This is a genomic window from Autumnicola patrickiae, from assembly GCF_031846525.1.
GTDB lineage: Bacteria > Bacteroidota > Bacteroidia > Flavobacteriales > Flavobacteriaceae > Autumnicola > Autumnicola patrickiae.
In genome coordinates, this window is sequence record NZ_JAVRHM010000010.1 from 60,143 (window position 1) to 78,507 (window position 18,365).

The 18,365-nt window shown below is 39.1% G+C and carries 10 protein-coding genes; 4 read left to right on the forward strand and 6 right to left on the reverse strand.

What is annotated here, in order from left to right:
- Positions 1–3: 3 nt before the first annotated feature.
- The 4 genes from RM549_RS10055 to RM549_RS10070 form a co-directional block, all read right to left on the reverse strand.
- On the reverse strand, positions 4–4,536 hold the full coding sequence (locus RM549_RS10055) for a DUF8693 domain-containing protein (RefSeq protein ID WP_311684333.1): 4,533 nt from the start codon (positions 4,534–4,536) through the stop codon (positions 4–6).
- Between the two features lie 56 nt (positions 4,537–4,592).
- The gene (locus RM549_RS10060) at positions 4,593–5,420 is read right to left on the reverse strand and encodes a fimbrial biogenesis chaperone (protein ID WP_311684335.1); all 828 of its coding nucleotides are present in this window, start codon (positions 5,418–5,420) and stop codon (positions 4,593–4,595) included.
- 89 nt (positions 5,421–5,509) lie between these two features.
- Positions 5,510–6,010: a DUF4402 domain-containing protein gene (locus tag RM549_RS10065; protein ID WP_311684336.1), complete on the reverse strand. Its 501-nt coding sequence runs from the start codon at positions 6,008–6,010 to the stop codon at positions 5,510–5,512.
- Between the two features lie 77 nt (positions 6,011–6,087).
- The gene (locus RM549_RS10070; protein ID WP_311684337.1) at positions 6,088–6,639 is read right to left on the reverse strand and encodes a DUF4402 domain-containing protein; all 552 of its coding nucleotides are present in this window, start codon (positions 6,637–6,639) and stop codon (positions 6,088–6,090) included.
- A 531-nt stretch (positions 6,640–7,170) separates the two neighbouring features.
- Between RM549_RS10070 and RM549_RS10075 the strand changes: the two genes are divergently transcribed.
- Together RM549_RS10075 and RM549_RS10080 are read left to right on the forward strand one after the other, a co-directional pair.
- Positions 7,171–7,590, forward strand: coding sequence for a DoxX family protein (locus RM549_RS10075; RefSeq protein ID WP_311684339.1), 420 nt, complete (start codon positions 7,171–7,173; stop codon positions 7,588–7,590).
- A gap of 160 nt (positions 7,591–7,750) precedes the next feature.
- Positions 7,751–9,148, forward strand: coding sequence for an amidohydrolase family protein (locus RM549_RS10080; RefSeq protein ID WP_311684341.1), 1,398 nt, complete (start codon positions 7,751–7,753; stop codon positions 9,146–9,148).
- Between the two features lie 60 nt (positions 9,149–9,208).
- On the opposite strand, the gene RM549_RS10085 is transcribed toward RM549_RS10080, so the two are convergent.
- Complete coding sequence (locus RM549_RS10085; protein WP_311684346.1) at positions 9,209–9,538, reverse strand: hypothetical protein; 330 nt, start codon at positions 9,536–9,538, stop codon at positions 9,209–9,211.
- A gap of 233 nt (positions 9,539–9,771) precedes the next feature.
- Positions 9,772–10,608 carry an OmpA/MotB family protein gene (locus RM549_RS10090; RefSeq protein ID WP_311684351.1) on the reverse strand — a complete coding sequence of 279 codons (837 nt, stop codon included), beginning with the start codon at positions 10,606–10,608 and terminating at the stop codon, positions 9,772–9,774.
- A gap of 405 nt (positions 10,609–11,013) precedes the next feature.
- Here RM549_RS10090 and RM549_RS10095 point away from each other — a divergent pair, with 405 nt between their 5' ends.
- Complete coding sequence (locus tag RM549_RS10095; RefSeq protein WP_311684353.1) at positions 11,014–16,071, forward strand: translocation/assembly module TamB domain-containing protein; 5,058 nt, start codon at positions 11,014–11,016, stop codon at positions 16,069–16,071.
- Positions 16,061–18,361 carry a translocation and assembly module lipoprotein TamL gene (tamL, locus tag RM549_RS10100; RefSeq protein WP_311684355.1) on the forward strand — a complete coding sequence of 767 codons (2,301 nt, stop codon included), beginning with the start codon at positions 16,061–16,063 and terminating at the stop codon, positions 18,359–18,361. The genes RM549_RS10095 and tamL overlap by 11 nt, the downstream gene beginning before the upstream one ends.
- The last annotated feature ends 4 nt before the right edge of the window (positions 18,362–18,365 follow it).

The window sequence follows — 18,365 nt, forward strand, 5'->3', positions numbered from 1 at the left end:
CTTTTAGTTCTTTATAAGTACTTTTTTTGAGAAGCGACGATCGCCCACATATAGATTAATAAAATATACCCCGGGACTGGTTATCGCGCTAAACTCCACTGTTTCCTGCCCTGTGCCTTCTTTCACCTGAAGGATTTGGCCAGTTACAGCACTGGCTCTTAGCATACCTTTCTGCCCATCTTCAAGATTCAATCTCACTTTTAAACTGCCGTCTCCGGTTTCCAGGCTAAATGGTTCATCAAATGCAATGGCAGTATCTGTAATTTCCTCTTCGGAAAAAATTAGGTGGAATCTGCTGTTGTTTTCCCCTCTTTCTATACTGAAGGAATAGCTGGATTCCTCCATTAAATTCTGACCTATTTTTTTCTCCTGATCAATAAGATAAACATTGAAGTTAAGCGGAAGGTTCTGTATATCCTGAAGTGTTATAGTCATTTTTTCGCTCTTTTCAGCTTTAATACCAAGAGGGATTTTTGTGTAATTGCGGGTGTCCGGAAAGGGTAGTCCGTTAATAGATAATTGCTTTTTATCTGTACTGATGCTGTATAGGTTTGGAACGCTTACATCTGTATTCATTATTTTGTGGGCGTCTTTTTCCTTCTCAAAATCTGTGCTGGACTGCGGAGAGAAATAAATGACCATAGCATCATTATTTTCAGTATTTCCAAATCTGGCGCTGAATCTTAACAGTGGTTTTAATTCCGGTTCCCTGGTTTTCAAAAACGGCTGACTAAAGTTGTTTATCCTCACCGAATTTGTCATTCCAAAATTGGCATTTACCAAATCGGCTCCTGTATCACTATCGCTTACTTTTACAAAGAAGCCCTGCATGGATGGAATAATATTAGAAGCTTTTCCATCACTGGCAATTCCGTCGACGTAGGAAGTGTAAGTTCCGGTATATCTATTGGTACTTCCGGCGGTAAAAAAGTAAATTCCGTTATCAATATTTGTTTTGGTCCAGCCACTGGTTGCATCCCAGTCAATAGGAGAAGGGTAGGGGTTGCCCACCAGGTGGAAACCTTTAGTGTATTGCTTATTGTTATTTGCAAGGCTTTTTGAAAAAGTTCCATTATTAACTTCTCCGGTAAGTTCCACAGTTACAGGATCTGTAGTACTTCCAAAATTAACAGCGTAGCCTTCCATAGTATTTAAAGCCGAAGTGGAAGTGGTATAAGCTTCCCATCCGCTGGCATGCGTGCTGAGTGTGTCAGCAATAGGAGTTGTGATTTCCCGGTTTTCGTCGTAACGATAGAAGTTAGGGAAAGTAGCAGTTAAATCCACATAAGGCGAGAAATCTCCAACTGTAGCAGGTTGAACCGGAGAGCTGAAGTATTTGTAACCAAAGGCTACATCCATAAACCGCTGCATATCGACCAAACCTGTAACTTCTCCGCTCCCGGAGCCATCTATAAGGGCAGTTTGAACTGCGTCTGAAATTAGGGTAATGTTTCCACCAGTTTCAAAATTGCCATTTTCGGCCTTTAGAATTCCGGTGAGTTCGATAGTTGCTGTGGAAGTTACTCCTGCGGTATTGTTAATAGTCAGGTTTTGTATCCGGTTATTCGCAAAAGCTCCTGACGGAATTACCTGGGCTGTGCTCCCAACAAAGGCTATGTTCCCCGATTCAACATTTAGAGTTCCAGAGTTGGTTAGAGTTCCGGCAATCTGTAATTGATTAGTAGTAACTACTACCGAAGCATTTGCTCCTATGGTAACATTCTTTGCTAGTCCGTCACTACCAGAAGACAATACTGGATAATTAGTTAAACCTGATGGAATCAAAACGTCGGTAGTAAGAGTAGGGAGGGAGCTACAACTCCAGTTCGAAGTAGTATTCCAGTCGGAACTTGTGTCGCCGGTCCAGGTGTTGGTGGTATTAACATTAACAGTCACGGAAACATCTTCGTCATTAAAACAACCATTCGTATCTGTAACACCTGTAACGCTGTAGGTGGTAGTTTCAGTGGGAGTTACATTAACTACATAAGGACTTTGTTGTACTATAAAAGAAGTAGTTACACCTCCATAATTTGCTGTCACATTCCATGGTGCTGTGCCCGTAAAAGATGCGGATATTTGAATCGTTTCTCCCGGACAAACTGTTGAAGGTGCATTTAGAGTTGCATTAGGTAGAGGATGAACAGTGATTTCCACTTCATTAGAAAAGCTAGAGTTACAGTCAGAGTTAAGAATACTTCTTCTGAACCAGGTAGTTTGAAACAATGCCCCGGATTGGTAATCTTTTTGATCATTTGTTCCTGGAGCAGGTGAAAACCCGCTGTCAGGACCTGTAGTGCTTACCTCCCATAGATAAGAAGAATTTTCAGTCATACCTTCAGGCGTACTTCCGACGATTAAATCTGGAATAGTGCCGCTACAAAGAAGTTCAGTAGGTTCGGCATAAGTTGCCTGTACGTATAATCTTTTTACTGTTCCACTACAAGGATCTCCAAAAATAATATTTGTGGCAGGTATTACTGCGGAATTACTTCCTAATAAGTAACCTTCGACAATAGACTGACTATTAGCTGCGTGACAACTTCCCAGGCTAAAGTTTTCACAGGTACCATTTGGAGTTCCATAGCTGGCAAAATCAACCGAGGTAAAGATCATACCTTGTGGAGCTACTATATTTAAATTACCGCCCTCATTTACAGTTGCGCAAACCGAGCCTGTCTGATAGTAAGTTATTTGATTATTAGAAATTGAAGCATTGATATTTAAAATCGCGGGATTGGATTCATGGGTGACTTCATAAGGATTTACACCTATATTATTACTGCTCGAAAAGGTGACATTTCTAAAAATATAATAAGTGCCGGGCACATTAAATGGAGCGGAGGAAACATTGGGTGTAAACGAAGCAGAAGTTGCGCCGGTAATGTTGGTGCGAACACCTTCTGGACTTGTACTATAGGTCCATTGGTAACCTGTATCTACTGGACTTATTCCGGTGGGAAGTGTACCAATAGAATCTCCTGCAATAGTTGATGATGTCCCTTCCGTACAATAATTTTGGTTAATATTTGTCTCTAACTTATTCTCCATAATCTGTATGAGATTTGTGAAATCTACTCTGTTTCCTCCATAGTTTTCATAAAACTCATATTCAAGACTGCTATTCCCCTCCAGGCGAAATAAAACGTGAGGGTGGTAAACATAAGTTTGATCAGTCCAGTTATTATACACCAACTCTCCATCTATTCGTAAACGTGAGCCATCATCTGATCCCAAGTCTACCACATACAAACCATTTCTACTTGAACGCATTTTATAGCGTACAGAGAAGTTTTCAGTATGTAAAAAACCACCTGCTTCCATAGTAAAACATACCGCGTCCCCTCCAAATTCCTGAGAAAAAGTTTCTGCTTCAGAATAATAGCCTACATAGTTGTTTAAAGTAGTACCGTCATACACATGTCCGATCCAAGTATCTGTTCCGGATAAGCTTTCTTGGTTGTGGTTAAAAGATTCCCGAGGACATTCCCCTACAGAAAGCAAAGCTTCCATTGAAGGTGTCGCACATCCCGAACTATTTGTGACTACCAATCTGTATCTAAAACCATGTCGAAACTCTTGCGCATTTAGAACTTGCAGCTGAGTTCCCCCTGTCCCACTAAAAATATTATCCTGATCGTAAATATCACCCCAACCATATCCGCTATTTTCCTGCCAACGATAAGATAAATTTGCTCCTTCTGCTGCTGCCTCGAAGACAGCAGTATTTCCTGTAGGAACATGTTGATCTGTGGGCTGATTTGAGACTATAGGAGGATCATTTACAGTTAAAGTAGATGGTTCGGCATATAATTCACAACCATTCTTACTGACTTTAGCACGGTAAAAATAGTTATTCATAGAAGAGACGGCATTTAAAATATCCATCCTAGCTAAATTAACGTTTTGATGGTGCATGTCGTTCACCAAATCAGTCCAACTGTTACCACCATCCTGACTTACCTGCCATTGGAAATTTGTTTCTGAGGATTGGGTTTCAAAGTAAGTGTTCTGCCCTGTGCAAACGCTTACATTGGAAGCTTGATTTATATAGCCTGGTGAATCAATATACTGAAGTAAGGCCGACTGGGAATAAACGATCACACCTTTTGAATCGGTTATTTTCACCCTGAAACTTTTATCATGTAGCCAAGCAGCTCCATTTATAGTTAAAATTGAAGAATTAGTGCCGCTAAAATCCCAACTCTCACCTATATCATAGAAATTAGTACTTGTTCCTCCATCATTTCTTTGCCATTTGTAAGTTAGGTTTTCTCCTTGAGCAATAACAGAAAAAGTAGAAGTTGAATTGGCGCAAACGTTTTGATTTGTTGGTTGCTGTGTTATAGTTGGAGCAAAAACAGCAGCTTTTAATTCTTCCTTTTCATGTAAAAAAGGAACAGAAAAATTCTTATAAGGTCCGTAGATTGGAGTAACTTCTTCTGAAATTTCCTTGTTAATATTTGCCCACACTGATAAGTTCCCCAAAAAGAGAATGACAAAGAATAAACAAGGAATAAACTTCAGGTTCCTCATTTATTTAAAGGTTGTAGGTTAGGTAGTAATTTTGCACCATAGAATTTAGTTTGGGACTAATTCAGGTTGTACTGCTTTTCAGCATAAGTTTTTCCTTCTTCTGTTTTATAGGTGATATTCAGTTTTCCCTGGTTTAGGTTAACATCGCCTGCTTGTCTCAGCTCAAAGGAAAAATTTCTGTTGTCGTTGGGGGTATAAACAGATACTCCTTTTACCAATCCAACTTCGGTAGAATTGCCGTCAGGTGAAATATGTTCTACTTCAATATTTCCGTAGGTGGACATATTTCCCGATCGTTCTAAAACAAGGGACAATTTTGGAGTTTCTCCTCCTTTATCCAGCTCAATATTTGTGAGATTTACCTGTGTAGTAGATTCACCTTCTCTGATGATCACCGGAATGCTGATTCCAAAGACTGTTTTTATATTAATGGATATTCCTTCGCTGTCTTCAGCTTCTTCTTCTCCCAAAGCAGTTTGTTCTTCTACTGCGCGTAAATACATATGGGAACGGTATTCTCCCTGTTCCAGGTTTCCGGTACGGGTAAGTTGGACCCTTACAGTCTGAGCCTCATTAGGGGCAAGGCTAACCCTTCTCGGAAAATATCTCAGGAAATCCTCTGCGAAGCGCTGACCTTCTTCCGGTTCTTCAACCTGTTCAAAATTTCCTGACTCTGTCATTTTGTAATTCACAAAGGAAATTGCGTAAACTGCAGTATCATTTCCTGTATTAGCAAGATTGATTTCCTGTGAACGTTGCGATCCATCAAAAACAATTCTTTTTGGCATGATCATTAAATCTCCCTGGGCAAATATACTTGTGGAAGAGAAAAAGAGAATAAATAACAAAGAAAATAGAGGGACGGTAAGTAGTTTTTTATTCATGTTCTGGAGCTTATTGTGGGGTTTTTAAGCATAATTTCCTGATTCCAAAGATAATGAAAGAATATCAAAATGTTAAACAAATGTGAAAATTAATTATAGGAAACGGTTACATTAAAACCGTTAGGATTGGAGTAGAGACCGGAAAATTGATTGGCTTCCAGATTCAGGGTAGCGCCAATTCTCAGTAAATCTATTCCGTTGCCTGGAATTGGTTCGACAGTAAAATCATCCAAAATCACCGCCTGGTTGGGATTTTCTGTATTGTACAAGGTATAAGATTCAGGTAAGGTTATAGCGTAGCTGTTATTACCATGGGTTACCTCAGCTTCTGCGGGGGTAACATTTCCTGGCAATGAAGTGGAAATTTGTACTCCGATGGCAGTTCGTGAGCCGTCAGGTGCGAGGATAATGCTTCCAGGATTATAAGCACTTATTACATTCCCAAAATCCAAATCGGCTGTTTTATGGACCTCAATAGGATCGATTACTGTCACCCTGCTGATCACCGTTGCTGAGGCAGATGCCTGGGCAAAAATCTGTGCCGGGAAAAATACCGACAGCAAAAAGAAAAAGACTACTGCTTTTTTCATGGATTGGAGACTGATTAAATATAGTAAAAAACGCCGCCACATGGGCGGCGTTTTTTGAATTTTAAAACCCTAGATTTCTATTCGTAAGAAACGGTAACAGTCGCAGTTCCAGTATAAGCCCCTTCACCCTGACCAGGGTTTACAGTTAAGGCTCCTCCTACTAATAAAATTTGATCAGCACCTGTACCTTCTGCACTTGAGTAAGAACCAGGAATAGTAGTTGTATTCCCCTCACCATCAGTCTCAGTATTTGCAGTACCAAGGCTACTGGTAAAAGATACGGCCATAGCGTCACCAGTTCCACCAGTTAATGTGGTACTAGGAATAGAAATATTATAACTATAAGTATTAGCAGCCTTTACCGTAAAAGAAGCTGCCTGCACATTGGTGCTTGGTGCCAAGAGATCACCATCTGAATTATCAGTTCTTGCATCAGTTGTAGAAACAGTTACTACTCCTCCTGCAGTATTTCCAATAATTCTTCCAAATTCTAAATCTGTTCCTTGCGAAATGGAAATAGGACTAACAACTAAAGCGTTAACAGTCGCTGTTCCAGTAGAAGTCGCTGATTCCTGCGCAAAAGCAGTTGTTCCAATAAAAGCTAGTAAGATAAAAGTAATTTTTTTCATGATAAATTCGTTTTTGTAAGGTTTGAGTTTAGGGGGTTAATCAATTGTTAACGTGGCGAATGTAGACTGTAAGTTTACTGCTCCAAACTAAACTCGGCAAAATACCCAAATACTCGTTGAAATGCACTCTTAACCATTAATTTGCTGATTTATCCCTGTATTTATGTTGCGCATTTTCAAGAATTTATACTCTTTTAGGAGGTGCAGGAATCGATTGCGTAATTTTGAGGTTCAATTATTCATAGATTGGACGCAGAAATCGTTATAAACTATTTACATGTGCTTCGGCTAAGACTAATTTACAATGTATTTTTTACCAGACTTTGTAATTCCTATTTAAAAAAATGGTAAGATGATTTGCTGTAGTAGGACTACAAGATGTGTCATGAAGAATTAGATGTTCCTTCGCCAAAAGTTCAATACTTGTCGTTAAACAACATTTAAAATTTATATCTCAATTTTTTTCATTTTATTATAAGCCAGTTGTGTTATTCAAATTTAGTATCTTCATTCAAATCTTAACTCTTGCCTATGCAAAATTCATATTCAACAAGTTTAAACCTGCAGAGTGTGGATATCGCACTGCTGATTTTCAGGATAGCTATTTCAGCTTTAATGCTTACGCACGGAGTTCCGAAGCTTATTACTTTTTTTGGCAGTGAAGAAATAACTTTTGCAGACCCTATTGGTTTGGGAGAAACTGTGAGTTTTACCCTGGCAGTTTTTGCCGAGTTTGTTTGCTCGGTGCTTATAATATTTGGCTTTGCCACAAGACTGGCGGCAATTCCACTAATTATTACCATGGCCGTTGCAGCGCTTATAGTCCATATGCCAGATGGTTTTGGGAGGCAGGAATTGCCATTATTGTACATGTTTGGCTTTATCCTTTTAATGCTTACTGGTGCAGGAAAATATTCTGTAGATCATTTTTTATTGCTGAAAAAGAAATAAAATACAATAATAGGGACGGATACAGAAAATAATCAATGATACTTCTTCAGGCTGAGTTCCTTTTTATATAGTATCCAACAAATCTTAAAGTTTTCTTCGGAATCCAATTTAGAAGGTGCTTTTTGTCTTATTTCCGCTATTTTTATAAAAAACTCTAGATATGGGCATTGAAAGAAGGGATTTTTTGAAAAAAGCCGGTGCATTTTCTGCAGCAGGTTTTTTACCTGCGGAATTAATTGCTTTTACAGATCGATTGAAAACTGAAGGAGCCTCGAAAATGACAAATTTCGTCATTACCAATGTACAGGTGCTTTCTATGGATGCCGATATTGGTGATTTTGAGCGTGCCTCTGTAGCGGTGGAAAACGGAAGAATAAAGTCTGTTTCTGAAGATCTGCCGGATTTACCCGATGCTGAAGTAATCGACGGTGAAGGAGCTATTCTCCTGCCGGGTCTAATTGATAATCACTGGCATTTATGGACGTCTTTGCTTCGCAGTATGTCCGGAGATACACAAAGTCAAGGCTATTTTCCAATGACAGAGCGTTTCGGAAAGTTATACTCTCCCGAAGACATGAAACTGGCCGCAAAATATGCTGCAGCCGAAGCTATAAACGGCGGAATCACCTGCCTGAATGATTTTAACCACAATGCACGCACTCCAGAACATGTATTGGCAAGTTTCGATGCCCTTTCTGAAGCAGGTATTCGTGGTCACGTGGCTTACGGCCCCTATCGTGACCTGGATTCTGATACTCCAACAGATTTTGAAGGTATAAAGAAGGTGTTAGAAGCAATTAGGAATGATAAAAATTATGAAAAAATAAGTCTTGGCCTGGGAGCACGATCTGTTAATTCAAAGTTTATAGAGGAAGATTGGGCGCGTGCCAGGGAATTGGGTATGCGGATAAGTATTCACGCCAGTTCCAATAAAGACCAAAAAGGACAGATAGCAAAATTGGCAAATATCGGTCTGCTGGGGAAAGATGTGAATATTATTCACGGCAACGCAATTACAGATGAAGAAATTACCGCCGTTGAAGAATCAGGTGCTTCTATTACCATGACGCCTTTCAGTGAAATGCGAATTGGTTATGGATTTCCTCAGGTTGAAAGGTTGATGAATAGTAAGGTTAATCTTGGAGTAGGGGTAGACACTACCGCACTTTCGGGAAATGCCGATTTATTTTCAACATTAAAGGTACTTATGAATATCGGGAATGCACAAGCGAAAAATGAATTTGCAATAGATTCAAAGGATGTGCTAAAAATGGCAACTATTGATGCCGCCAGAGTATTAGGCATTGAAAAGGAAACAGGTTCTGTTACTCCGGGCAAAAGTGCAGATCTTATTATGCTTCGGAAAGATGATCTGAATTTTTCTGCAAGTACGCAGCCTTATCATTTAATAGTTGAAGCAGCACAGCCCGCAAATGTGGAATTTGTTTCGGTAGGCGGAAGGATTCTAAAGAGAGATGGAAAGCTTTTGCACATAGATTCAGAAGAACTTGTAAGCAAAGCTAAAGCCGCGCTACAAAGAATGAAAAAGCAGGTATAAAAAAAAGAGATTGCCTTCTTGACAACCTCCTCTATTATTAATTATAAGATATTCCTAAATTTAAGGCTTATCAGTTTCTGAATCTGGATGATCTTTAGCCTTGTCGCGATCTGGCCTGGCGCCACGTTCATTAAACTGAAAGTTTTGCTCATCTGGATTCGGATTTTTATCAGCATCCGGAAGGCTATCGTTACTCGCCGGTATATCCAGGTCTTTTGCTGTAAAATCTACCGGCTCCTCCCTGTCCAGGGCTTTATCCTGATTTTTATTCATACTGCGGCCTTTTTCATTAAGTGCCTGCTTATCTTCGCTTGTAATATCAGGATTATAAGGTAAGTCTTCTTTCTTTTCTTTTGGTTCTCTTTTTAAATCGTCGTTCGCTTTACTCATAACTTTTCTGTTTTAATTAAATGTAAAGATTGTATCCATATTAGCCATTTATTAGCGGTTAAAATCTCGTTAAAGCTTGGAGCAGACTTTAGAAAAATTCGACAGGCTCAATCTGGCTTTTTGTTTTTAACTATTTAATTTTCCAAAATCACCTGAAATCCTTCAGCATATGCAGAAACAAAAAAAGGGTAAGATCCGAAGACCTTACCCTTTCAAAAGTTGGGGGTTCCTTTTTAGATTTCTCCTTCAGAATCCAACATTGCCAAAAATTTGTCAAGGTTTGGAAGAATTACGATTCTTGTCCTTCTGTTTTTGGCCATATTATCGGGAGTATCATTTTCAACTAAAGGAGCGTAACTACTACGTCCAGCTGCGATAAGTTTTTCCGGGGAAACTCCGTATTTATCCTGTAGGATACGTACAATAGAGGTAGCACGTCTTACACTAAGATCCCAGTTGTCCTGTAGGTAAGAGTTTTCTACCATGGTTCTGGAATCTGTATGACCTTCTACCATTACTTCCATAGTAGGTTCAGATTTAATGACATCAGCAAGTTTTTGAAGCAATTCGTTCGCGTTGTTACTTACACGGTAACTTCCGCTTCCAAATAGAAGTTTATCAGAAACATCAATCATTACCACGGTTTTATCTACGCTAATATTAATGTCTTCGTCATCCCCACCTTCAGAAATTGAATTCTTTAAATTGTAAGAAACAGCAAGGTTTATCGAGTCTTCAAGAGTTTCGGCTCCCTGAAGAGCTTCAGGATCCATTTTGGCAATGGTAGACCTCATTTGTCTTTTATTATTATTAGACATTGCAGTAAGGTCATTCATTTCCATCTTCTCGTCGTTAGACTCGCGAAGGGAATTGATTTTCGCATTATAATCGGCTACACGAGATTCAACGGCTGCATATTTTCCTTCTATTTCTTCTTTTTCAACTTGTGTTTTTTGTAGTTCACTTCTGGTATTATTCAGATCACTTTCCAAAGCCACATATTTCTTTTTGGAAACACATGAACTAAACATTGCGGCTGATAATACTGTTATTGCGATCGTTTTCTTCATAATAAAAATTTAGATTAGACTTTTTCTTTTAATCGATTGTAAGCGGAGTATTTTCCAGAATAGTGCCACAGTCGCACCAGAACTTCCCGAAAGAGAGGGAGGCAGAAGGGAAATTTGCGTAAAATCCTGCATTTATAGGCTCTAAAGCGTGTACTTAGATGAAAAATGTTGGTTATAAAGACATTTATAATAAAAAAACGTGCCTTCAAAAAATGCATTAAATTGTGGAAAGCCAGCGAAAACTGTGAATTTTCGCCACAGTTTTTTCCTATCGCATTTTTCCTTATTGATCCTATTGAAAGATTTTATTTGGTTTTGTTTAATATCCCTGCGGTAGGTTTTAACAAATTTTTATTGAACCTTAAGAAAATATAAACTTTCAAAACTTCTTAATCCGCAGTCTTTATGATAGCTTTGACGATTGTACCTACAGATGATTTGAAAAAAAGTAAAAGAATACTCCTCAAAACTCTAAGAATCCTGGCTAAGATCCTGGCAGGAATAGTTATTTTATTACTTCTCGTTATCCTTTTTGTGCGAAGTCCCTGGGGGCAAGGCATTATAAAGGACAAGTTTATTTCTTCAATAACAGATAAAACAAATACGGTTATAGAGCTGGATAAACTTTTTATCACTTTTTCGGGGGATATTAGCGTGCAGGGACTTTATGTTGAAGATAAGGAGGGAGACACATTGGTTTACTCCAGATCACTGGAAGCCGATATTCCGTTATGGCCAATAATAAATGGTAACGGAATAGCTGTTGATGAACTGGATTGGGATGGGATAAGAGCGAATATTACCAGAAAAGATTCTATAGAAGGTTTTAACTTCCAGTTTTTGGTAGATGCTATGATGCCGGCCGATACTACTACAACTGCGACCACAGCTCAGCAAGACACAACAGCTACTCAGGAATTTTCTATAGGAGATGTTAATCTTTCTAATTTTTATGTTACCTATAAAGATGATGTAACGGGGATGGATACCTGGCTTAAAATGAAAAGCCTGGAAGTGGAGATGCAGGAAACCGATCTTGAAAATATCCGTTTTGAGGTTGCTTCTGCAAGATTATCAGATACAGACTTTAACTACCTGCAAACAAAACCTTTTCCTGAATCACCCGAGCAGGAAGATGCGCCCTTACCATATCTTTCTGTGAATTTATTAACTATAGATAATGTAAATGGGGAATATGAATCCATTCCCGATGGTATTCTTGCCCGTTTTGATATTGCGGAATTAAATACATCGGCACCGGTCATGGATCTCGCAAATAATATTATAGAGGTCGATAATTTGGATTTAAACAACTCCATTGTTTATATGGAAATGTCCCCCACAGAAATTAAAACGACAGATTCTACGGAAGTTGCCACACCTGCTGCAGAGGAAGGTTTCCAATGGCCGGAATGGACGGTAGAGGTAGCTGAAATTAATCTGCAATCTAACGACATCACATATCTGGCAAATAACGCCCGGCCAAAAACCGGAGAATTCAATCCTGAAGCACTGGTGCTACAGGAATTGACGTTGGAAGTGCGTGATCTGTACTTAAAAAACAAAACTGCGGGAGCAGACTTTAATCAGCTGGAATTTCAAGAATCTTCAGGGATAGCCTTTAACGAACTTGAATTTAATTTGGATGTTTCTGAAAGTGCGCTGGAACTTTCAGGATTAAATTTTGCCGCAAATGGAAATATCCTGAAAGGAGAACTTTCCGCAGAATATAGCAGTCTCGATAATTTTCTAAATGCTCCGGAAAGTGCACAATTAAGTGCTGACCTGAGCAGGTTTGAAATTGCGTTGCAAGAGATTTTCCGCTTTCAGCCAGATCTAAGGAGCAATGAATATCTGGTAAATCTCAGTAGAAAAAAAATCACCGGAAATTTACGAATAGACGGGCCGGTCGCCTACCTGCAAATTCCTTCAGCAACAGTGAATTGGGGACAAAATACAAGAATTTCAGCAAGGGGAAGTATCCAAAACCCAACAGAACCGGATGAGATAAAATTTGATTTTCCGAGCATCGAATTGGTTTCAACAAAATCTGATCTTAACCAGATTATTGAAGAAGACAGCCTTGGAATTAGCCTGCCCGAGAGAGTGCGCCTAACCGGGAATTTAAGAGGTAGCCCGGAAAATATAAATGCTATAGCCCAATTAAATACTTCAGATGGTAATATAAATCTTAATGGCAGTTTTATAAACAGGGAGGAAATTGCTTTTGATGCAGACATGGAAATTGACAGTTTGCAGCTTGGCGACATTCTTCAGAATGAATCACTTGGAGCTCTTACACTTCAGTTAAAAGCTTCAGGGGAGGGCAGTAATCTTAACACAATGGATGCTACCCTGGAATCTACCATTACCAGTTTTAGTTATAATGATTATACAATAGAAGGTCTGGAAATTTCAGGAGAAGTTGAGGATGGAAGAGGGATGATTACTTCTTCTTATAACGATGATAATCTTAACGCTAATTTGAGAACACGACTCGTTCTGGATTCTGTAGCACCGGTTTATGATTTAAGCCTGAATGTAGAAGGAGCAGACCTTGCCGGACTTGGATTTTCTACGAGAGAGATAAGAACTGCCTTTAGGCTAAGGGCAATATATGAAGGAAGTGGAGATGCATTTCAGGTAACTTCCAGTATTAAAGACGGTGTGGCTGTTTATGATGATAAAAGTTACCTTCTGGGGGATTTTGGTGCAGGTGCATACGTTTCCCAGGACAGTACAGCGGCTGCCGTAGATAATAAGATGCTGAATTTGCAAATGGAATCCAATACCAGTCCTGCCGAATTTACAGATGCCATCATGAGACATTATCGCAGTTATCTTTCTGATAATGTGGAACCTGCTGATACCATTGAGAATCCAGCTAATTTAAAACTCCGTGGAATGATTGCTCCTGCACCCATTTTAAGGGAAGTATTTCTGGTAGACCTGGAAGAAATGGATACTATTAATTTAAGTGTTGATTTTAATGAGGAAGAACGCACTTTGCTTGCAAATGTAAGCTTACCTTATGTGAATTACGCTGGGGCAGAAGTTGATAGTCTGGCATTCGACCTGGATTCGAATCCGGCTAATTTCGATTTTACTTTGGGCTTTAATACCCTTAGCTATGGTCCGTTAGCCATTATGGAAACTAATCTTGTGGGTAGGGTGGAACAGGAAACTTTATTTCTTGATTTTCAGGCCTTTTATGAAGAAGAGCAATTGGTACATATACAATCTGAAACCACGAGTAGCAATGATACCCTTAGAATTCACTTAAATCCTGAAGATGTAGTACTAAATAAAAATCAATGGTCTATTCCGCAGGACAATGAAGCATTATTTGCAGATAATTCTATCGACTTCAATAATTTTGTTTTTAGTAGGAATGATCAGGAATTTTCAATTAGAACAGATTTGCCTAATGTTGAAACGGAGCATCTAGGTTTTACTTTTGAAAACTTTAACCTGGCAGCATTGCTTTCTTATTTAAATCCCGAAGAAACTTTGGCCACAGGAAGGATGAATGGTGACCTTATTTTGGAAGAACCAACGGGAAGTACCGGAATCCTTGCAGATATGGATATTAATGAGTTCAACCTGATGGAAGTGAATATGGGAACACTTAGTCTGGACGGTGAATCACTGGGGAATCAAAATTATGATTTTGGACTTGCCACAACTGGAGGAGAAGTGATTATGGATTTAACAGGCAATTATCAGGTAATAGATACCGTAGCCCAGATTGATATGGTTCTAAATCTTGAGGAAGTACAAATGTCTGCTCTTTCAGGTTTTTCTATGGGGGCTATTAGTAGCGGGGAAGGAACTATGTCTGGCGAGGTTCAGTTAAATGGGACTACTGCCAATCCTCAATATGAAGGGAACTTGGATTTTAATGAAGCAACTTTTACGGTAGCTATGCTGGATGCGCCGTTCACTATGCCTAATGAAAATCTTACTTTTGATAATCAAGGATTTTACTTTGAGAATTTTGTGATTGAAGATGCGCAGGATAATTCATTTGTGGTGGATGGTGAAGTTAATACCGAAAGCTTTTTAAACCCATCTTTTGATTTAACTTTTAATGCCGAAAACTTTCAGGTTTTAAATTCTACTGCAGAAGATAATGACCTGTTTTACGGGACTGCCAGTTTTGATGTTGATGCTACTTTAACAGGGGATCTTAATTTGCCAATTTTAGATATGGATCTCGATATAGGTCCCAATACGGATGTTACTTATGTAATTCCCGAAAATGAAGTCGATATACAGGAGCGAGGGGGCATTGTTATTTTTGTAAATCGTGAAAATCCTGATGCTATTCTTACTCAGACAGATGAAGAGGATGAAACCATAATTCTTTCCGGATTCGATATAAGTGCTTTAATTTCTATAGATGAAGATGCTGTTTTTAATATTATAATTAGTGAGGATACAGGAGACAACTTTAGAGTTACAGGAGAAGGAGATCTCAACTTTCATATGTATCCCAATGGGCGGACCACACTTGCTGGTCGTTATGAAATGAGCGGCGGCCATTATGAAATGAGCCTTTACAATTTGGTAAGCAGGAGATTTGAAATAGCTGAGGGTAGTAGCGTGAGCTGGTCCGGTGATCCTATGGATGCAAATATGGATATCAGGGCAATTTACAGAATAGAAACTTCAGCATCATCTTTAATGGCTGCACAAACTTCGGGAGCAGATGTTAGTACCCAAAACCGTTTCCGACAGGAACTTCCGTTTTTGGTTTATTTAAATGTTGATGGCGAATTAATGCAACCGGAAATTTCCTTTGGGCTTGATATGCCAGAAGAGGAGCAGGGGGCGGTAAGCGGACAGGTTTATGGGCGTGTTCAACAACTTAATAATCAGGAACAGGAACTCAATAAACAGGTTTTCTCACTTCTTGTATTAAATCGCTTTTACCCAGATTCCGGAACAGATGGAAGTGGCGGGGGAACAGCTACAATTGCCCGGGATAACCTCAACCAGGCTTTATCAGACCAACTGAATATGTTCTCTAACAAGCTTCTTGGGGATAGTGGGGTACAGCTTGATTTCGGGTTGGATAGTTATACAGATTACCAGGGTGCGAATCCGCAGAACCGTACGGAACTCGATATTGCTGCGCAAAAATCATTTATGAACGACCGATTGATTGTAAGGGTTGGAAGTGAAGTAGACATTGAAGGTTCAAGTAGTGATCCTGCTGAAACAAATCCTTTAATAGGTAATGTGAGCCTGCAATATTTAATTTCTGAAGATGGTACCTGGCGTTTAAAAGGATTTAGACTCAACCAGTTTGAAAATGTAATTGACGGGCAGGTAATTGTAAGCGGGTTGGCACTTATTTTTACAAAGGAATTTAATAAGTTTCAGGAGTTATGGGCAGCCATGCTAAATAATGAGGAAGAAGAGGAAGAAGACAATCAGAATCAGGAGGATGAAAATTAACAGAAGTCGCCACATGAGAAAATTCAGTTTTATTTACGTGATAGTGGTTTCAATCTTTGCATTACAGTCCTGTAGTGTAGAGAAATTTATACCTGAAGATGAATTTTTGTATGAAGGTGCAAATGTAGAGCTGGATACAAGTTCCAACGTAGATGACCTAAAGGAAATAAGAACTGAACTGGAAAATGTTATACGTCCGGAACCGAATAGCAAAATCCTCGGAATGCGGCCCGGGCTGTATTTTCACTACAAAGCGCAAAGGGAGAAGCCTGGTTTTATTAATAAATTTCTTAATGATAAAATAGGAGAGGAGCCGGTTTATCTTAGTGATGTGGAAACTGTTACAACTCAGGATTTATTAATTAACCGACTTGAAAACAGGGGTTTCTTCTACAGTAGTGTGAATAGTGCTGTCAACCGGGATGAGGAAGATAAGGTCGCCAGCGTTACATATAATGCAGACCTTCCTGCGCCTTACGAACTTGAAAATTATCAGCTCGACAACGATACTCTTTTAATTTATCAGGAAATTAAAAAGCTTTTACCAGAATCCCCTTTAGAACCAGGGATGAGGTTTGATTTGCCTTTACTAAAGCTGGAAAGAGAAAGAATAGAGGCCAGCCTGAAGGAGAAAGGATATTATAACTTTAATCCTGGATTTTTGCTTTTTGAAGCTGATACCAACCAGTACGATCAAAAACAGTTCGATCTTTTTCTGCGTTTAAAAAATGAAGTGCCCGAAAGAGGAATCATACCTTACAGGATTACTCAGGTAAATGTATATCCCAATTATGTGGTGGGAAATGATTCTTTAATGAGGGATACCGTAAGTTATGAAGGAAAAAATTTTATAAGGGAAGAAGAGTTTTTTAAACCGAAACGACTAGATCCTTATATACTAATTGATGAGGGACAAAATTATAGTCCGTCAATTTCCAGAAACACCAGTAGACGTCTTGGATCAATAGGGGCTTATAAGTTTGTAAATATCCGTTATGACGAAATCGACAGTTTAAGTACCGACAGCCTTGGTGTACTGGAAGCTAATATTTTCCTGTCCCCACTAAATAAAAGAGCTATAAGGGCAGAGCTTCAGGGAGTCACAAAATCCAATAATTTTGCAGGACCGAGCCTTGCCGTGACCTTCAGCAATCGTAATTTATGGAAAGGAGGGGAAACCTTAAATATTACAGCTAATTTAGGATATGAGGTTCAAATTGCAGGAGGGGATAATGCAGGTTTAAATAGTATTAATCTGGGTTTGGATGCAGATTTGATGGTGCCGCGACTTTTATTTCCTATTGATATAGAAGATAACTGGTTTGATTATTCCATACCCAAGACAAAAATTAATCTAGGTGGTAATTACCTTTCCAGGAGTCAGCTTTATACTCTTCTTTCTGCTTCTTCCTCTTTCGGATATTTATGGAATGCAAACAGATATGTAACGCACGAACTTAATCCGATTTCGGTTAGCTATTCGCAGTTAAGTAAGACTACAGAGGAATTTGAACAGATACTTGAAGACAACCCATTCCTTAGAAGTAGTTTTGAGCAGCGCTTTATTGCGGGTCTTACCTATTCATTTACTTATAATGGTATGGTAGATGAGAGCAATACGCATCAGTTTTTTGTTAATAGTACATTGGACATTGCCGGTAATACCATAAGCCTAATTAGTGGTGGAAGTTCGGGTGAGGGAGGAGAACCGAATAAATTCCTGGGAATGCCTTATGCCCAATACGCAAAGGCAGATGTAGATTTTAGATATCATTTTAATTTTGGAGGTGAACAAAAGATTGCAACCCGACTTTTTGCAGGACTGGGTAAAGCTTATGGGAATTCTGATGTTATGCCATTTCCAAAACTATATTTTTCCGGCGGACCATATAGCGTGAGAGCTTTCAGGATCCGTTCGTTGGGACCGGGAACTTACACATCTGAGAATGATATCACCTTTTTTGACCAGACAGGGAATTTAAGGTTGGAAGCAAATATTGAATATCGATTCCCTATTATTCAATTTTTAAAGGGAGCAGTTTTTGCTGATGCCGGAAATGTTTGGAATACTGAGGAAGACAATGCTTTGCCAGGTGGACATTTTGAATCAGATTTCACAAACGAACTGGGAATTGGTGTCGGTGCCGGGCTTAGGGTAGATATTCAGAATTTTGTAATTCGTTTTGATCTTGCTGCGCCTATGCACGATCCTTCCCTTCCTGAAGGGGATCGTTGGACGTATGATTTTGGCAGCCCTATTCTTAATTTCGCAATTGGTTATCCTTTTTAGCTTC

Coding starts and splice junctions, on each gene's coding strand:
- RM549_RS10055 (WP_311684333.1), bottom strand. CDS start 4,536: ATGAGGAACCTGAAGTTTATTCCTTGTTTATTCTTTGTCATTCTCTTT.
- RM549_RS10060 (WP_311684335.1), bottom strand. CDS start 5,420: ATGAATAAAAAACTACTTACCGTCCCTCTATTTTCTTTGTTATTTATT.
- RM549_RS10065 (WP_311684336.1), bottom strand. CDS start 6,010: ATGAAAAAAGCAGTAGTCTTTTTCTTTTTGCTGTCGGTATTTTTCCCG.
- RM549_RS10070 (WP_311684337.1), bottom strand. CDS start 6,639: ATGAAAAAAATTACTTTTATCTTACTAGCTTTTATTGGAACAACTGCT.
- RM549_RS10075 (WP_311684339.1), top strand. CDS start 7,171: ATGCAAAATTCATATTCAACAAGTTTAAACCTGCAGAGTGTGGATATC.
- RM549_RS10080 (WP_311684341.1), top strand. CDS start 7,751: ATGGGCATTGAAAGAAGGGATTTTTTGAAAAAAGCCGGTGCATTTTCT.
- RM549_RS10085 (WP_311684346.1), bottom strand. CDS start 9,538: ATGAGTAAAGCGAACGACGATTTAAAAAGAGAACCAAAAGAAAAGAAA.
- RM549_RS10090 (WP_311684351.1), bottom strand. CDS start 10,608: ATGAAGAAAACGATCGCAATAACAGTATTATCAGCCGCAATGTTTAGT.
- RM549_RS10095 (WP_311684353.1), top strand. CDS start 11,014: ATGATAGCTTTGACGATTGTACCTACAGATGATTTGAAAAAAAGTAAA.
- tamL (WP_311684355.1), top strand. CDS start 16,061: ATGAAAATTAACAGAAGTCGCCACATGAGAAAATTCAGTTTTATTTAC.